Source organism: Bradyrhizobium ivorense, from assembly GCF_900696085.1.
GTDB classification, from domain to species: domain Bacteria; phylum Pseudomonadota; class Alphaproteobacteria; order Rhizobiales; family Xanthobacteraceae; genus Bradyrhizobium; species Bradyrhizobium ivorense.
Genome location: NZ_CAADFC020000016.1, coordinates 459,268 through 475,520 on the forward strand (window position 1 = coordinate 459,268; position 16,253 = coordinate 475,520).

Sequence of the window (16,253 nt, forward strand, 5' to 3'; positions counted from 1 at the left end):
GTTAGGACCTTTGGCTGATGGGGAGACACGGGACCCGCCGGCCTAGCAATTGCCTCTCTGCAGGCAGTGCTCGCGCCCTTCCCGGTCGGTCCGGAAGGATTCGATGAAGCCGCCCTGTCGCTGGGTGACAAACACCGTCTGGCCGTCGCTGCCGCCGAATGCCAGGTTGGTTGGCTCCTTGCCTCTGAGCACGATCTCCCGCTGAAGGCTGCCGTTCGGATCGAGCACCGCGATCGCTCCCTTGAGGATGCGAGCGACGAACAGCCTTCCGCTGACGTCGGTGCGGACACCATCGACGGTGTCCGGCTCGAACGTCCGGATCAACCTGGCATCGGTCAGGTCGTTGCCGTGGAGAGAGTAGGACCAGACCTGTCCGCTGTTGGACTCGCTGACATAAAGCCGACGCCCATCCGGGCTCAGATCGATCCCGTTCGTGGTGCCCATCGCGCGCGGAGCCGTCATCACCTCGCCCTGCACCGCTCCATCAGCTCCGCGCGCAATCCGCCAGATACGTCCGCTGCGGCCTTTCCAATTCGGATCGCTGGCATAGATCGTGCCGTCACGCGCGATTGTCATGTCATTCGGCTGGTTCATCTGGTCGGAGTGAAACCAGACCGCAGCATCGGAGGCGCCTTTGGCGACCAGGAAGATGTTGTGCTTCTTGTAGTCGGCGACAAACATCGTCCCGTCGGGGCTGAAGCGGATCGCGTTGCCCACGCTTCCCTCCGGCAGGTCGAGGAATTTCTCCGACTGCGAGGCGCCCTGGGAGAGTCTGCCGATTGTGCCGGCCCTGCCGATATTGACGACAAACAGATTGCCGTCGAGATCTACAGCGGGGCCCTCGATGCCGAAGGTGTATTCGCCGGCCGGCGTCACCTGCCTGCTCTCGAACAGGGCTGGCTGAGCCGCGGCGGCCCCGCCCGCGACGATCAGGATCTCACAGCAAAGGCACCAGAAAATTGCTCTGGATGTAATAGCCATCTGCGTCGGTGCACTCGCCATTCAGGAAAGGATCGGCTGGCCGGTAGAAGCGGCTGAAGCCGGGCTTATCGCTGACGTTTCTTTGTGTCACCACCACGACCTTTGTCGTCGGAATTTCGCCGCACTCCTTGTTGGATTTGCTTATGAATTTCCGCTGGGGTGGACCGGCCTTGATCCGCATCCGCGTTCCCGGGACCATCTTGCCGACGAGATAATCGGCGAAGTTGAGCACCTTCGCGTAGCCGGTCTCCGTCTTCGGCAGGTTTTCGCCGGCGGGCGGCATCAATTTCTCGGCCCCGATCCCGCGCAGGCGGACCCGCAGCTTTCCGGAGTCCGGATCTCCGGGATAGATCCAGCCATCCTGCGCCAGCATGAAGCGCAGCACGGCCTCGTCCTTCTCGGCATCATTCTGCCCGGCCTTCAGACCAAAATCCGAGTGGCATCCAAGGCAGTGCTTCTCGACGAGATTGGCACGAACCGAGCTGAGATAGCCGCGCTTCTGGACGTCCTGCCTGACGAACCGCACCAGCTCGTCGATCTGGGCCTGACTGCGCATATCGCAGGGCAGCGGCGCCGGCGGCTCACCCGCGGCGCGATCGATGCGGATCACGGTCTTGTTGTTGTCTTCGACGAGCCAGATCGCGCCATCCTCGGCCACGGTCATGCCCACGGGTGCGCCGCGTGGCCGCGCGCCATTGACGCGGTGCCAGCCGGATATCAGTTCCTCGTACGGCGCGGCCTTCATCTCACCCGTGTCGGTCTGAAATGCGCGTGTCGGCTCGGAAGCACAGCTGACGCGGTAGCGCACCGGTGGCGGGCTCAGCTTCGGAAATCCGTGGTCGTCGACATCGTAGATCAGGACGCGGTTGCCGGTCGGGCGATAGCCGTGGAGCCCGACCAGGAGCTTGCCCTCAAGCTCGGGGAATTTGCTGCCATGGTAGTACAGCATGGCGAGCGGCGCGCCGTGGGGCGGTAGCAGCGAGTGCGGCTGCCTGTAGCTCGCCGCCCCGTTGCAGAGGTTCTTGTAGGGCCCCGATTGCAATACCGCCCTGAACTCGGGACTGGACGTCGAGAGATCGTAGCAATACGGCCAGCCATAATGCTTGCCTTGCTCGACGGCGTTGATCTCCTCGTTGGGCTTGAAGATGTCCTGCAGGTCCCGGCCGTTCTCGCCCTGCAGAAAAGCGTAGCCCTCATCGGGAAAGCGCGGGTGAATGGCGAGCGCCATCGAATTGCGCAGGCCACGTGCATAGACGATGCGCGGCGGATTCGGATCACTTGGCTTGAGGGCTGGAAATATGCCGCCCGCCGGCGGCGTGAACATCCAGATCGATGCCAAGGGCGATGGCCCCTCTCCGGCCGCGCAGGGTTTGGTGATCGGCGGCCGCGTAATGCAGTCGTCGCTGTGCGAGCCGATATTGACGAATATCCGGCCCAGCCGATCGAATACAAAATGCTTGAGCGGGTGGCTGCTTTCGGTGACCTTGGTGCCATCCGACAAGGTGAGCCGGCGGCCCGGAAGGTTATGGATGATGGTCTCGATCGTGCTCTTCGGATTGGCCGCAAGGGGGTCGAAACGAAAGATCGTCTCGGCCGTCGATGCGTAAACCTTCCCGTCCGGACCGACCGCAAGGCCGAACGGGTATTCGAACCCGGCGACCAACTCGCTCACTCTCTTCCCTTCCGCGGCAAGCGGATCAAGTAGCAAGAGCCGGCCGTCGCCGTGCCCCCAACCGCCCATGTCCGCAACGACGAAGAGCTCATGGCCTGGAATCTGGACAATCGAGCGCGGGAAGCGGAGGTCATGGTCCTCGCTGGCGACGAGGCCGGCGCAAAATCCCTGCTTCATGTCGATCTGAAGGGCGGGAAACGACAACGAGCCCGTCCCGCATCGATGAGAGCCGATCGCGTAGCCGCTCTTCTTATCGGGCTCTGAAGAGGCCGCTGGTGCGAACAACCCCGCAGCGATCGTGGAAAGAAGCCACGCAATGCCCAATCTGCCTAGTTTGCCCGCGTAGTTTTGCAGATTTTGCGTGCGACCTTTAGCACCGGCATCGTGACCGCCTAGTCCGCCTTTGAATCCCATAGAGCACCGGCTCTGATTCATTGGCCACCGAGCCACCTGCTCTTGAACCACACGACGAACGCCCCGATCAAAGCGGTAACGATGCCGCTCCACCAGATCGACCGCGGCCGCGCCGCGCTGATTGAACTGAGATAAAGAACCGCACCGAGCACGACGCCATAGTGCTTTCGAAAATCACCGCTTCTACGAGCGATTTCAACAATATCTGAAGACCTGACCGGCTCATTCGCCATGACAGCACCCCTGCTGCGTTACCCGACGCTTATAAAGGTGAGTTGGGTGTCCGGTCCAGCTCTTTTTCGCATTTTCCGAATAATGTGATCGGCGCGGCGCGGCGTAGCGCGAGGGATCGAAGCCGCCGGGCCGTGACGCGAAGCGGCACGGTTCACGAGAGCCCGTCCCGCCGATTGCGGCGCGCAGAACACCTCCGGTTCCGTGTTTCCGAACGAACCAATCTCCTTGTGAAAATACCTTCGGGAAAACGGCTTCCGGCGGAACTATCCACAGCCGGCCAGATCCTCGACCTGACCGGATGGGATAAGGTTACGGGCTGCCACGTCAGACAACCTCGACCCATCCGACCCGACATGACCGTTCAACCGACCTTGGCCGAGATAGCGTCCATGCTGGACCAGTCGCCCGACTACCGGGTGCTGCGCCGTCTCGCTCCCCGCTCCGAATTCACCCCTGGCGACGGGCAACCAGCCAGAACGGCGATCCTGCTTGACGTCGAGACCACCGGGCTCGACCCCGTCCGTGACGAGATCATAGAGCTCGGCATGGTCAAGTTTACATACCTTGCCGACGGCCGGATCGCCCGGGTCGTCGACACTTTCAGTTGCTTCAATCAGCCGTCGATCGCGATTCCGCCCGAGATCACGGCGCTGACCGGCATCACCGACGAGATGGTCGCCGGCCAAAGCCTCGAGGACGACCGCATCAATCAGTTCGCCTCCGATGCGGTGGTCGTCATCGCCCACAACGCCGGCTTCGATCGCAAGTTCATGGAGCGCTACGCGCCGCTGTTTGAGCACAAGGCATGGGCCTGCTCGGTCAGTGAGGTCGAGTGGCGCAGCCACGGCTTCGAGGGGTCCCGCCTGCCCTACCTCCTGATGAAGGCCGGCCTGTTCCACGAAGCGCATCGTGCGGTCGACGACTGCCTGGCGCTGCTCGAAATTCTTGCGCTGCATCTGCCCCTCCTCGATCGCACCGTCCTGTCCGTTCTGCTGGAGCGCGCCCGGCGCAAGACCATCAGGATCTGGGCTGAGCAGTCGCCGTTCGAACTCAAGGACGAACTCAAGCGGCGCGGCTATCGCTGGAGCGACGGCGCCGACGGCCGTCCGCGATCCTGGTATGTCGATGTGGATGAGGCCAGTCAGGCGGCAGAAGTCGAGTACCTGCAAAGAAATGTCTATCAGCGGGAGCTCGCGGTGCGAACTCAAGTCCTGACGGCATTCGACCGCTTCTCCATCAGGGCCTAAGAGCTCGCAGGCTCGGACCTACCTCGGAGACCATGTTAGGCCTCTCCTCCGGGTATTTGGCCAAGCAAGGTCGCCCCAAACGCGCGCCTGAAGACCGACGCGCACGCCCGTCTGGCTTGGAACGTCCACACCTGCCTACCCACGGTCGGCACAGCTTCGCTATTGCGCTACTGTTTCCAAATGTTGCAGCGCCGGCCAAATGCATTGATACTGGCTATCATGCGCCGCGCGCTCCCATGGATCTTGGCCGCCGTGTTTTTGGTCGGCTTTGTCGCTTCCTTCTCCGAACTGCAGAGGATGCGCAAACGCTTTGGCGAGGCGTCTCAACACACCTTTCACGACCACGCCGAGGTCCGCGAGTTCATGATACGCGCCGCGCTCGCAGAGGCGGCCGCCCCAATTGTCGTGCTTGGTGACAGCGTAACCGAAATGGCTCCGCTTCCCCGACAGCTCTGCGGACATCCCGTCGTCAACGCCGGCGTCGGCGGCCAGACTATTCAGGAAGCAAGCCGGCTTGCCGCGCGCCTGCTCAAGGACCCCGCATTTCTGGTGGCCCTCACCGTTGGCGCGAATGATATCGGATCGTCGACCGCACAGCGTGATTTCGGCGAGCTTATCGATACCGTCAAAACCCTGTCGACGCGGCCACCAGTGGTCGCCGCGGTCGCCGATGCGCTCACCAATGCGGCGATCGGGGCAGCCGCAGCGGCTCGTGCCGTTCAGTTTGTCGACCCTGAACTGCCATCCGGATCCAAGATGACAGACAGCAAGCATTTCACTGCCACAGGCTACAAGACATGGTTGCCGGCGCTCGAGGCGGCGATTTCCAAGGAATGCGGGACGTTGATTGCTGGCCCGAACTAAGTACCCCTGCTATAAAGTACCGGCATTCCGGCTCAGAACAGCCGCGGTCTTGAGGAGTAAATCCCATGGCCAACGCACTCACGGTCCGTCGCGAGCATCTGCCCACCTCAGACAGAGCAAGGCGACCGGCGCAATATGTTCGGATGTCCACTGAACGGCAGCGATATTCAGTTCAGAACCAGGCCGCCGTCATCGCTGCCTATGCTCACGCTCACGGTCTCAAAATCGTTCGCACCTACGCCGATGAGGGCGAGAGTGGCTTACAGATCAAAAATCGAGCCGGTATCCAGCAGTTGATCAAGGACATCACGACAGGCCAAGCCGACTACAAGCATCTCTTGATCTACGATGTCAGCAGATGGGGACGCTTTCAGGATACCGATGAGAGCGCCCACTATGAGTTCATTTGTAAGCGGGCTGGCGTCAAGATCGCCTATTGTGCAGAGCAATTCGAGAACGATGGGAGCATGCTCTCCAGCATCGTCAAGAACCTCAAAAGAGTCATGGCGGCCGAATACAGCCGCGAACTCGGCGTCAAAATCCATGCCGGGCAATGCCAGCTGGTGCGCCTTGGCTTCTCCCACGGCGGACCCAAACCCTATGGAATTCAACGCCTTCTCGTCGACAAAGATTCGAATCCAAAGGGCTCGTTGGATGATGGCGAGAACAAGAATCTCGTTACCGACCGCGTAAAGCTTCACCCCGGGACACCGCAGCAAATCGCGATTGTGAATTGGATTTTTCAGCAGTGTCTGCACAAGAAGAAGGACGCCGAGATCGCACGCGAACTTAACGCGGCGGGTGTTCCAAATTCGAAGGGGCGCCGGTGGAATGAAAAAAGCATAACGCGAATTCTTCATCACGAAGTTTACGTCGGCAATCTTGTTTACAACCGTCAGTCGTCAAGGCTGAAGACCCCAAGAATTTCGAATCCTCCAGAACTCTGGGTTCGGAATGATGGCTGCATCGATCCCATCATCGACATCGAGACATTTCAGCGTGTTCAACAGTTGACGTGTGATCGACACATTCGGATTTCCGAAGAGGAGATGCTTACAAGGTTGCGTCGCGCTCTCCAGAAGAACGGACGTCTTTCTGCCGCCATCGTCAACGCCACGCGCGGCCTTCCCCATATGTCTACATACATCAACCACTTCGGCTCGCTCCGCAATGCCTACAGGTTGATTGGTTATGCTGGCGACCGCGACTATTCCTTTTCCGATAACAGACAGCTATGGGATCAAACGAGACATGATCTCGTCAAAATAGTTGCGGCCCGCCTTGAAAGATCGGGGAAGCGGGTGAGGATCGCTCCCAAGAATGATCTCCTCCGCGTTGAAGGAAAAGACGACGTATGGTTTCGCGTCGCGCGATCAGAGGCCAATACTAATGTGATGACGCGATATTACATTAGGGACATGCCAAAGACGTCCGATCGATGGCTGGTCGTGATCCGACTCACCGACGATAACAAGTCCGTCCGGGACTACGTGTTGGCGCCGACCACGGGGTTGATTGATCCGTCCAGAGCTTGCGGGCCACGGTTTACTGACTACGCGAGAAAGCGGCTCGGCTTTCATACCTTCAAGACTCCCGATGCTTTGGCAAAGGGTATTCATCGACGACTGATAGCCTAGCGCCCGGGCCTTTCCTGACCGCACTGCTCCCTATCAAAAAACGCTTGCGCCGTCGGGCAACTCAGTGGTTAAATGCTGACATTCCGAAGCTTAACCAATCGAGCCGCCCGGCGCTCTCGCGCGCGGGCGAACGAGGCTGCGTGCATGTCAGACGAACTCAAGGATACCAACCTGGTCGAAGTCGTTAAGCGCAATGGAGATTTTCGAAAGAACTACGGGGTGCTCGTCGGCGCCCTGCTATATCTTCGATCCGTCAGCGCTGTGCGCGGCGGATCGGTCTTCTGGAATGCGGTCATTGCGCTGGCAGCAGCTGGCGTGACTGCCCTACTACAAAAATATGGACTGCCGATCATCACCGGCCATTAGTGGTCGATGCGGTGTGCCGCACCCTGCCGCCTGCCGTTTGGCGCACCGGTGACGGTCTGCTCCGAGAAGTCTTTGACAAATCTGACGTCGAATCAACCTGAGAGCTGATTGACACGCCGAGGTAGAGCAAAGACATTCTGCAAGTGAGAACTATGCCCCGTCGTCACCGATGACAAGGGCGGAATTCGTGGAAGGGAAGTTATGCCGCTGGTTCAAGGAACAGACAATCCAGAACTCCTCAACGGTACCCCAGGCGACGATACGATTACCGGACTGAAGGGCGACGACACTCTCAACGGTCTCGGCGGTGCCGACCTGTTCGTCTGGTCGCGCGGCGACGGCGCAGATACCGTGAACGGCGGTGACGGCAGCGACACGTTCCAGGCCACCATTCCCTATTACGAAGATGTTCTGCAAATCCTGGGGCAGTTCACCTTCGACGACACCGAAAAGGCGCGGATCGAGGTCGACCCCGTCACCGGCCACGTTGTGTTCGATTCGTACATCCTGCATTCGACCTTCAACAGCCATGAGCATACGACCACCTTCACCGAGAACGGCTTCAAGCGAACCGACCTGACATCCGTCGAGCATCTGCAGATCATCGGAGGATCCGCAAACTCGCCCTCACAGTTCACCGACGGCAACGGGCTCATTCACACCTTTTCGACGGACGATAGTTTCGTTCTGCCTAATCTGGCGGGGACCGGCGTTCAGGATGTGTCCTTCGATGGCGGCTCCGGCAACGATGTGTTCGATGCAACGGCAGCCGGGATCTCCGTTGCCGCGCATGGGGGCGACGGCAACGACATCCTGAACGACGGATCAGGTAACGACACGCTGTTCGGCGATGCCGGCAACGACACGTTGCGGGCAGGAGGCGGCCTCAACACGCTGGTGGGCGGAACAGGTGATGACGTCTATTTCGTCAACAACGCCGCCGACACTATCACCGAACTCTCCGGCGAAGGCAGCGACGCCGTGTTCGCAAGCTCGTCCACCTATACGCTCTCCGCGAACGTTGAGAACCTGTTCTATGCGGGCGCGCAGGGTCTCACCGGCATCGGCAATGCCGCGAACAACTGGATCCAGGGCGGTACAGGAAGCGACTGTCTGATCGGCCTCGACGGTAACGATGTCCTCTACGACTACGGCGGCGCGCCGGACGCGTTGCAGGGTGGCAGAGGCGACGACACCTACATCGTCGAGGCTGCCGGCGACGGATTGATCGAATTTCAGGACGAGGGACACGACAGGGTCTTGACCACCCTCGCCGTCTTTGCGCTCGGCGCAAACCTCGAGGACTTGACGTATTCCGGCAGCCAGAACTTCGCCGGCAGCGGCAACGAGCTCGCCAACAGCATCGACGGCGGCAGCGGCAACGATTTTCTGACCGGCGCGGGCGGCAACAATGTCTTGAACGGCGGCGCCGGCAGCGACACCGCGGACTATTCCGCGGCACCTGCGGCAATCTCGGTGAGCCTGGCGACCGGCCACGGCCTGAATGGCTATGGCGGGACCGACACCTATACGAGCATCGAGAACATCGTTGGTTCGAACAATGACGACACCATCATTGGCGATGGCGGCAACAACACGGTGAACGGCGGCGGCGGCGCCGATTCCCTGATCGGCGGCGGCGGTGACGATACGCTCATCGGCGGCGCCGGCGCAGCCAACACGATGCAGGGCGGCACCGGCAATGATCGCTACGTTGTCCAGGCGGCCGGAGACTCGGTGAAGGAGTTGGCCAATGAGGGCACCGACCTGGTCGAGACGGCCTTGGCAACGTACACGCTGCCATCGAACGTCGAGAACCTGACCCACACTGGAAGCGCAAATTTCACGGGGGCCGGCAACGAACTCAACAATGTGATCATCGGCGGGGCCGGCAACGACTATCTGATCGGCGGAGCCGGCGATGACACGCTGATCGACGGTTCGGGCCTCAACACCCTGCAGGGTGGACAAGGCAACGACATCTACGCCGTGCAATCGAACGCCGACACCGTTTTCGAATTCGCAAACGAAGGCGTCGACGAGGTACAGACCTTCCTCGCCTCCTATACGCTCCCGGCCAATGTCGAGAAGCTGACCTTCATCGGCTCGGCTTCGCACGTCGGGGTGGGGAATTCTCTCAGCAACACCTTCACCGGCGGGCCGGGAGACGACATCTTCTACGCCGGGGTTGGAGGCAACGACATCTTCAACTATCGCACACCCGGCAATGGATTCGACGACCTCAAAGAGTTGAAATTCGGTGACATCATCGATTTGTCGGGTCGTGGGCTCGCTTACAAAGACCTGGCGGTGACGGAGACGTTCTATGGCACAGTGGTCGGCATCCCGGGCGGCGATGCCATCCTTATGGACGGCATTCTGAAGGGGCAGGTCAACGAGTCCTGGTTCCGGTTCTGAGAAGGCACTCTGGCGGTTACCTGGATGCAAAGAGCCCCGCCTCAGAGGAGGCGGGGCCGAAGGTCATGATTAGATTGACGCAGCCGCTTTCATCACATCGAAACTCCGCCGAGATTCCACCCACGGCCCTTTTCGCCGAACATCTCATATCCGCTCGCAGTCACTGCGATCGTGTCCTCGAGCTTGATGAAGCCGCGCTTGGGATGCTTCATCGTGGTCTCGACCGAGATGACCATGCCGGGCTCGAGCGAGCGATCGGCATCGGCCGCATCGTAGCGGACGGGACCTGAGGCGGTCAGCCGGGGCGCTTCGTGACTGACAAGGCCCATGCCGTGAGCCAGGAACTCGGTGCTGTCGCGTTGGCTGGTCTCCTTCAGCGCACGCTCGGCCGCTGTGTAGATCATGCTTCCCATCGCACCCGGCTTGATCGCCGCAAATACTGCCTGCTGCACGGCGTCGATCTCGGCAAGCAGGCCCTCCAACTCGCTGTCCGGCTTCCCCAGCACGGCCATCCGTGCCAGGTCACCGATATAGCCGTGATAATTACCGCCTGAATCGAGCGAGAGCACGTCTCCCTCCTCCCAGCGCTGCTCCGAGGGCGCGCGGTTGTGGCTCCTGCCGGCGGCCAGCAGACAATATTCGAAGGTGAGCCCGCGATTGACCTCGGCGACCCGTAGCGCGTCGAACAGCTGTCGCTTGGTGGTGCCGGGGCCGTGATGGGCGATGACCTCGAGCATGGCTTCGGTCACGAGTTCGGAGGCGGCGCGCAATTTGGCGAGCTCGGCCGGGGTCTTCACCGCGCGCAACCGTTCCAGCACCAAGAGTGCATCCTTGATCTCGCTGCCCGCAAACGCGTCCTGCAGCGTCTTGCCCGCATCCATCGGCAGGAAGGCGGTCTCGACGCCGATGCGTTTAGCGGGTACGCCGCTGGCACGGATGATTTCCACGGCGGTCGCAATTGCGTCCACGCTGCCCTGGCCGGACGTCTTGAGTGTCGGCACCCAGGGACGGATCAATTCCCGCTGATGCGTCTCCAGCCCATGGCCGACATAGCCCGCCTTGTCCGGTGCGCCCTTGGCATAGACAACGACCGGCAGGTAGCGGCTGATGCCGATCGCATCCATGTAGTCGAAGAAAATTGCCCGCTCGACGTCGAGCATGTACTGCACATTATGTTTGGAGGTGACGAGCAGCACGTCGAGCCCCGCCGCCTCCATCAGCCGATCGAGCTTGTCCGCATCGAAGGGAATGCCCCGCGAGGCCGATCTCGTCTGAACGCTGTCCTGCATGACCTGCTTCCTTGCTGGTTTGTGGGCATTTAGGCTCACGGTAATGATGGCGTCGGCCGCGCCGCAACGCCGTCCTCCGCGACGTGGCCAAGAGGACTGGCGGCTGTTCCCGCGCTTTCACCGGGTTGCCGCACTTCCAACGCGAGCGGCCGGCCATGGGTTTCGACACCAAGCAGGGTGAATGCCAGTCCGATTACAAGCCCGCACGCCGCCAGGAACAGGAAGGCCGGCGTGACCGCATCGATGGTGGCCCTGGGCGTGATCAGGTTCGAGGTGCCGGCGATCAGCGCAAGGCACAAGGGACCGGCTATCTTGCCGACCCCATTGGCAGCTTGTGCCAGCCCGACGCCGCGTGCGCTGAGCCGAACTGGAAAGATCTCGGCCGAATATGGCGCGATGTTGGAGAAGCCGCCGTCAAAGAACAGCGCGGCCGGGACCAGAAGAACCATGAAGGCGGGATAGCCGAACAGCGTTTGGTCGAACAATAGCCCCGCCGCACCGAGCGATATTGCGATGCCATAGCCCATGATCTCTCCGCAGCGCCGCCGGCCGATCCGGTGCGCCAGCACGGAAAAGATTGCGCGCCCGATCATCCCCGTGAGCGAGACGATCACGAACAAATGAGCGACCTCCACAGCCGACACGCCCATCAGCAGGGCGACGATGGTTGGGCCCCAAAGAAAGACGCCGTAGTTGGCGGTACTTGCGCCGAACCAGACGATCAGCGTCAGCCAGATCCGCCTCGGCTCCTGCAGAAGTTCCACAAAACCCGCACCTTGCGGCTGTGCCGTCGTAGCGATCGCAGGCGACGGCGGCAATGCGTCAGGTGCAACCCGCAGCGCGCGGGCGACGATGCGACGGGCCTCCGCATCGCGGCCGCGCGACACAAGCCAGCGGACGGATTCCGGCATGATGAACGCAATCAAGAGCGCCGGCAGCAGGGGCAGGAAGCCAAGCGCGGCAAGGCCACGCCAGCCGATCTGGTGCAGCAGCGTCGCAGCCGACAGCGATGCGGCGAGGATGCCGAGCGAGACCGGGATGACAGTTGCGCTGGTCACCAGGGTGCGGTGACGGGTCGGGGTATATTCCACGATCAACGGCACGGCGACCGAGGCCGCGGCGCCGACACCAAAGCCGACGAAGAAGCGCAGCACGGCAAACATAACCCATGCCCCGTCCGGTATCAGCGCGACCGAGCCCGAGCTCAACGCGCATAGCGCAACTCCGGCGACCAGGAGCACCTTGCGGCCGAAGCGGTCCGCCAGCGCGCCCCAGGCAAGCGAACCCAGGATTGCGCCGACGCCCGCACTGAGCAGGATCAGCGAGGTCTGCCCGAAGGTCAGCTGCCATTGCGGCGCCAGCACTGCAACCAGGAAACCGACAACATAGTAGTCGAAATAATCGAAGATGCTGGTCGAAATGCCAAGTGCGATGCTGGTCCAATAGCGGGCGTCGAGCGGCGCGCTGTCATAGGCAGTGACGAGATCCTCCCCTGATTCCGCCATGGTCGTCCCTCCTCCACGATTTGGTTAGTCTTTTCTTTGCAGAAACTCCCTCACCCGAGCGGCCACCGCCGCCGGATCCTGAATGGTGCCGACATGGCCGACGCCTTCGATCACTGCGCTACGCGCACCCGGAATCTCCTGTGCCAGCGACATGGTATGCACGGGCGGAATCAGGCGGTCCTCGCTTCCCGCCAACACCAGCGTCGGCGCTTTGATCGCCTCGAGCGAGATTGCAATCGGTTGCCCCAGCACCGCGCCACGGCGCTCCCTCTGCCGCGCATCGCGCTTGTTGTCCGTGAAGAGGCGGAGAGCTTCCGGATGAGCCGCGATGTAGCCTGGCGCGAAGAAATATTCGGCGAAAGCCGGCATACTCTCCGGAAGGCGCGCGCGCAGCTCGGCAAATCTCGGAAAGCCTTCGGGGTTGATCGAGGCGACCGACACGCCGACGCGGAAGGTCGAGGCAAGCACCAGACGATCGATCCGGGCGGGGTGCCGGACCGCGGCGACCTGCGCGATCACGCCGCCGAAGGAGGTGCCGAAGACATGGGCGCGCCCATAGCCGAGCGCTGCGATCAGGGCGGCGAGATCGTCGGCGAGCTCGCCCAATCCGTAGGGCTCAGGCGGATTGAGCGTGGCGCCGGAATCGCGCTGGTCATAGGCGATGACCGTGAAATATCGTGCAAGGGCAGCACCAAACGCATCGAACATGGAATGATCGGCTTCCGCGCCATGCAGCAGGAACAGCGGCGGCCCCTCGCCGCTGCGCCGGAAGCCGATCGAGATGCCGTTGGCCTCAACTCTGTCCATGGCTAGTGCAACACGCTTTGCACGGCACTGGCGAGCTCGCGCGCGGGAGCCTGCGGGATGTAGGGCATGCGCCAGGCGACATGGCCATCGGGCCGGACCAGCACGGCGCCGCGCAGGCCCATCTGGATGCCGTCCGATTGATGCGCATTCGGCAATTGCTGCAAATTGAGCGGGATGCCGAGCTTGTCGGACACGGCGCGCCCGGCCTCCAGCCATTCGCCGCCGAGCGGGCCGGTGACGACCGTGAACTCCTTGTCGAACCAATCGAGCGTCGAGTGCTTGCGCGCCATGTCGAGCCAAAGATGCGGAAAACGTCCACCCGGGCGATCGGATGGAAAGTAGGTTCGGGTCAAGTGACCGCCGCGGGGCGTGCCGTCAGGGACCACGGCGCCCTCCTCATACGAGAAACCGAGCGCCTGGCCGATCGAGTGCAGATGATTGTCGAGGTCGTTGACCCAGAAGCGGATGCGGTCCTCGTTGCCGGAACGCACGGCCTCATCCAGCCGGCGGAAGCGGATCATGTTGCCGTAGCTGAAATCAGCGTTCGATTGCGCGACTGGACGGCGCTCGACATCGTAGCTTTCGAGCAACCGCTCCGAGGCGAGCCCGCGCAACACATAGGCAAGCTTCCAGGCGAGGTTATGTGCGTCCTGCACGCCCGAATTCAGGCCGAAGCCGCCAGTCGGCGGAAAGCGATGCGCGGCATCGCCGACCACGAACACACGGCCCTTGCGGAACTGTCCGGCAACCTGCTTGCTCATCCGCCAGATCGAGCGGTTGAGCAGCGTCACGTCGAGATCGGGAACGCCGGCGTGGCAGCGGATGATCTCGATGGTCTCCGCATCGGTCCAGGGCCGCGGCCGCTCATCCTTCTCCTCGCCGATCTGGATCACCGACAGCCAGCGATCCCGACCGTTGGTGTTGAGAATGCCCGCCCGCCGCGGCATCCCCGGCTTGTTGCTGTAGACCTGGTAACCTGCAGCCTCCCGCGTGATCGGAAAGCGCGAGAGATCGCCGCGCCAATACTCGTTGAGCATCACCGCAAGCGTCGCCGGGCCCGCCATGTCGATGCCGGCGCGGCGCCGGGTCTGGCTGCCTGCCCCGTCGCAGGCCAGAAGAAATCTGGCGTGCCAGCGCTCGCTGCGCCCCGTCTCCACCGACCTGATCTCGCAGATGACGCCATCCTCGACCTCCTCGAAGCCGACAAATTCGGTCGAGAAATGCACCTGGACGAGGTTGGAGTGCGCGATGACCTTGTAAATCTCCTCCTCGACAGCGTCCTGCGCGACCAGCGATTTCCAGGCTGGCGTCTGGCCGAGATTGGGTTCGGGACGCGAGCGGCTGATCTCGCGTCCGGCAATGCTTTCGACCTGAACGAACATGTCGGAGGAATCCTGCAGCCCGCGATCGCGGATCGCCTGCTCGATCCCCCATTGCCGGAAGATCTCCATGGTGCGGACCCAGCAGCCCCGCGACTTCGGATGATCGGTCGTGGTCGGGCTCTTCTCGACAATGATGGCGTCAATACCGAAGCGATCGAGCAACAGCCCCATTGCGAGCCCAACCGGTCCGCCGCCGACGATCATGATCGATGTCCGCCGCAGCGTCTCTTCGGACGTGCCCATGAGCATTTCCTTCCTGGTGATGTGTTCTTGGCCGCGAGGATGCGCGCTTTTTGACATCTCACAAGAATATGTTTGATATGCCCTCCATCTCATTTCGAGATGGAGGCGCGAATGGACCTGCGTCAGCTTCGTTATTTCATCGGTGTGGCCGAGCGCGGCGGTTTCGGCGCCGCCGCCAGCGCGCTGAACATCGCGCAGTCCGCGCTCAGCCGTCATATCAAGGAATTGGAGCGCGAGCTCGGCGGCGCCCTATTCACGCGCACCGCACGCGGCGTCGCGGTGACCGAGTCCGGCAAGGTGCTGCTGGAGCGCGGACGGTGGCTGCTCGGACTGGTCGACGACATCAAGGCCGAGGTGCGCACCGAGAACCGCGAGCCGAGCGGCACGGTGCGGCTGGGCGCACCGTCGAGCGTTGCGGAGATCTTCTATCCGCCGCTTGCCCGCCTGATTGCCGCGCGCTTCCCTCGCGTCCAGCTCGAACTCGGCGAAGCGCTGACCGAGCTTGCGTGCGACCGCCTGTTGCGTGGACAGCTCGACCTTGCGATCGTCACGGGACCGCAGCCGAACGATCATCTTTGCTATGAGACGCTGGTGGAGGAGCAAGTGTTTCTGATCGGCCCGCCAGATGACCCGAAGCTCAAGCGTGGCAGGATGACCGTCAATGACCTGAAACATCTGTCGCGTGCAGTGCTGCCCTTGAGCCGCACGCCGTTCCCGCCCGAGGTCCCCTCTTTCGTGCGCGTCGAAAGCAGCACGCCGATGAAGCGCATCGTGGCTTCCGGTCTCGGCTACGCGCTGCTCCCCTACTCAGGCATCTACCAGGAGGTCGACGCCGGCCAGCTATCCGCGGCCCTCTTGCCATGGATGAGCGCCGAGCGCGTACTCGCCCTGCCGCGCGGCCGGCCGATCAGCAGAGCAACGCAGGAAACCAGGACTCTGCTGAAAGAGATCTGCGGTGATCTGATCCGCGACGGAATAATCCGCACTTCACAGCGCAAGAGAGTCATCCGACAGCAGCGAACTTCCGCTCATTGAGAGCCCAGAGCGCTACCGCCTTTGCCCACACCAACCAAACCTACGATACCCCAACCAATCCTTCGCATAGGGCAATTCGTCAGCCTGTGTCGCGAGTGGAGATTTACCCTCACAAAGGGGAATCAAATCGCGGACCTGTAACCATCTCAAATTGCCATT

The 16,253-nt window shown here is 61.9% G+C and carries 13 protein-coding genes; 6 read left to right on the forward strand and 7 right to left on the reverse strand.

Features of this window, described 5'->3' with window-relative positions; translation table 11 throughout:
* Positions 1 to 42: 42 nt before the first annotated feature.
* Genes CI41S_RS22015 through CI41S_RS22025 form a run of 3 tightly spaced genes read right to left on the reverse strand, consistent with a single transcriptional unit; the run spans position 43 to position 3,300 of the window.
* Positions 43 to 981 carry an SMP-30/gluconolactonase/LRE family protein gene (locus CI41S_RS22015; protein ID WP_172628131.1) on the reverse strand — a complete coding sequence of 313 codons (939 nt, stop codon included), beginning with the start codon at positions 979 to 981 and terminating at the stop codon, positions 43 to 45.
* On the reverse strand, positions 938 to 3,118 hold the full coding sequence (locus CI41S_RS22020) for a PQQ-dependent sugar dehydrogenase (RefSeq protein ID WP_244626630.1): 2,181 nt from the start codon (positions 3,116 to 3,118) through the stop codon (positions 938 to 940). The genes CI41S_RS22015 and CI41S_RS22020 overlap by 44 nt, the downstream gene beginning before the upstream one ends.
* Entirely contained in the window at positions 3,085 to 3,300 is a 216-nt protein-coding gene (locus CI41S_RS22025) for a hypothetical protein (RefSeq protein ID WP_139861555.1), read from the reverse strand. Before CI41S_RS22025 ends, CI41S_RS22020 begins: the two co-directional genes overlap by 34 nt.
* A 354-nt stretch (positions 3,301 to 3,654) precedes the next feature.
* Between CI41S_RS22025 and CI41S_RS22030 the strand changes: the two genes are divergently transcribed.
* The 5 genes from CI41S_RS22030 (at position 3,655) to CI41S_RS22050 (ending at position 9,833) form a co-directional block, all read left to right on the forward strand.
* On the forward strand, positions 3,655 to 4,548 hold the full coding sequence (locus CI41S_RS22030) for a 3'-5' exonuclease (protein ID WP_139861556.1): 894 nt from the start codon (positions 3,655 to 3,657) through the stop codon (positions 4,546 to 4,548).
* Between the two features lie 219 nt (positions 4,549 to 4,767).
* Positions 4,768 to 5,412 carry an SGNH/GDSL hydrolase family protein gene (locus CI41S_RS22035; protein ID WP_139861557.1) on the forward strand — a complete coding sequence of 215 codons (645 nt, stop codon included), beginning with the start codon at positions 4,768 to 4,770 and terminating at the stop codon, positions 5,410 to 5,412.
* Positions 5,413 to 5,477: 65 nt separating this feature from the next.
* Positions 5,478 to 7,049: a recombinase family protein gene (locus tag CI41S_RS22040; protein ID WP_139861558.1), complete on the forward strand. Its 1,572-nt coding sequence runs from the start codon at positions 5,478 to 5,480 to the stop codon at positions 7,047 to 7,049.
* A 144-nt stretch (positions 7,050 to 7,193) separates the two neighbouring features.
* Complete coding sequence (locus CI41S_RS22045) at positions 7,194 to 7,415, forward strand: hypothetical protein (protein ID WP_139861559.1); 222 nt, start codon at positions 7,194 to 7,196, stop codon at positions 7,413 to 7,415.
* Between the two features lie 201 nt (positions 7,416 to 7,616).
* The gene (locus CI41S_RS22050; protein ID WP_139861560.1) at positions 7,617 to 9,833 is read left to right on the forward strand and encodes a calcium-binding protein; all 2,217 of its coding nucleotides are present in this window, start codon (positions 7,617 to 7,619) and stop codon (positions 9,831 to 9,833) included.
* Between the two features lie 92 nt (positions 9,834 to 9,925).
* Here the strand turns inward: CI41S_RS22050 and CI41S_RS22055 are convergent, their stop codons facing one another.
* The 4 genes from CI41S_RS22055 to CI41S_RS22070 are packed head-to-tail and all read right to left on the reverse strand — an operon-like array spanning position 9,926 to position 15,059.
* The gene (locus tag CI41S_RS22055; RefSeq protein ID WP_139861561.1) at positions 9,926 to 11,122 is read right to left on the reverse strand and encodes a M24 family metallopeptidase; all 1,197 of its coding nucleotides are present in this window, start codon (positions 11,120 to 11,122) and stop codon (positions 9,926 to 9,928) included.
* A 35-nt stretch (positions 11,123 to 11,157) separates the two neighbouring features.
* Complete coding sequence (locus tag CI41S_RS22060) at positions 11,158 to 12,627, reverse strand: MFS transporter (protein ID WP_139861562.1); 1,470 nt, start codon at positions 12,625 to 12,627, stop codon at positions 11,158 to 11,160.
* A 24-nt stretch (positions 12,628 to 12,651) separates the two neighbouring features.
* Entirely contained in the window at positions 12,652 to 13,434 is a 783-nt protein-coding gene (locus CI41S_RS22065; RefSeq protein ID WP_172628132.1) for an alpha/beta fold hydrolase, read from the reverse strand.
* Positions 13,435 to 13,436: 2 nt separating this feature from the next.
* Complete coding sequence (locus CI41S_RS22070) at positions 13,437 to 15,059, reverse strand: FAD-dependent monooxygenase (protein ID WP_172628133.1); 1,623 nt, start codon at positions 15,057 to 15,059, stop codon at positions 13,437 to 13,439.
* A 111-nt stretch (positions 15,060 to 15,170) separates the two neighbouring features.
* Between CI41S_RS22070 and CI41S_RS22075 the strand changes: the two genes are divergently transcribed.
* Positions 15,171 to 16,094, forward strand: a complete 924-nt coding sequence (locus CI41S_RS22075) for a LysR family transcriptional regulator (RefSeq protein ID WP_172628134.1) — start codon at positions 15,171 to 15,173, stop codon at positions 16,092 to 16,094.
* Positions 16,095 to 16,253 lie beyond the last annotated feature (159 nt).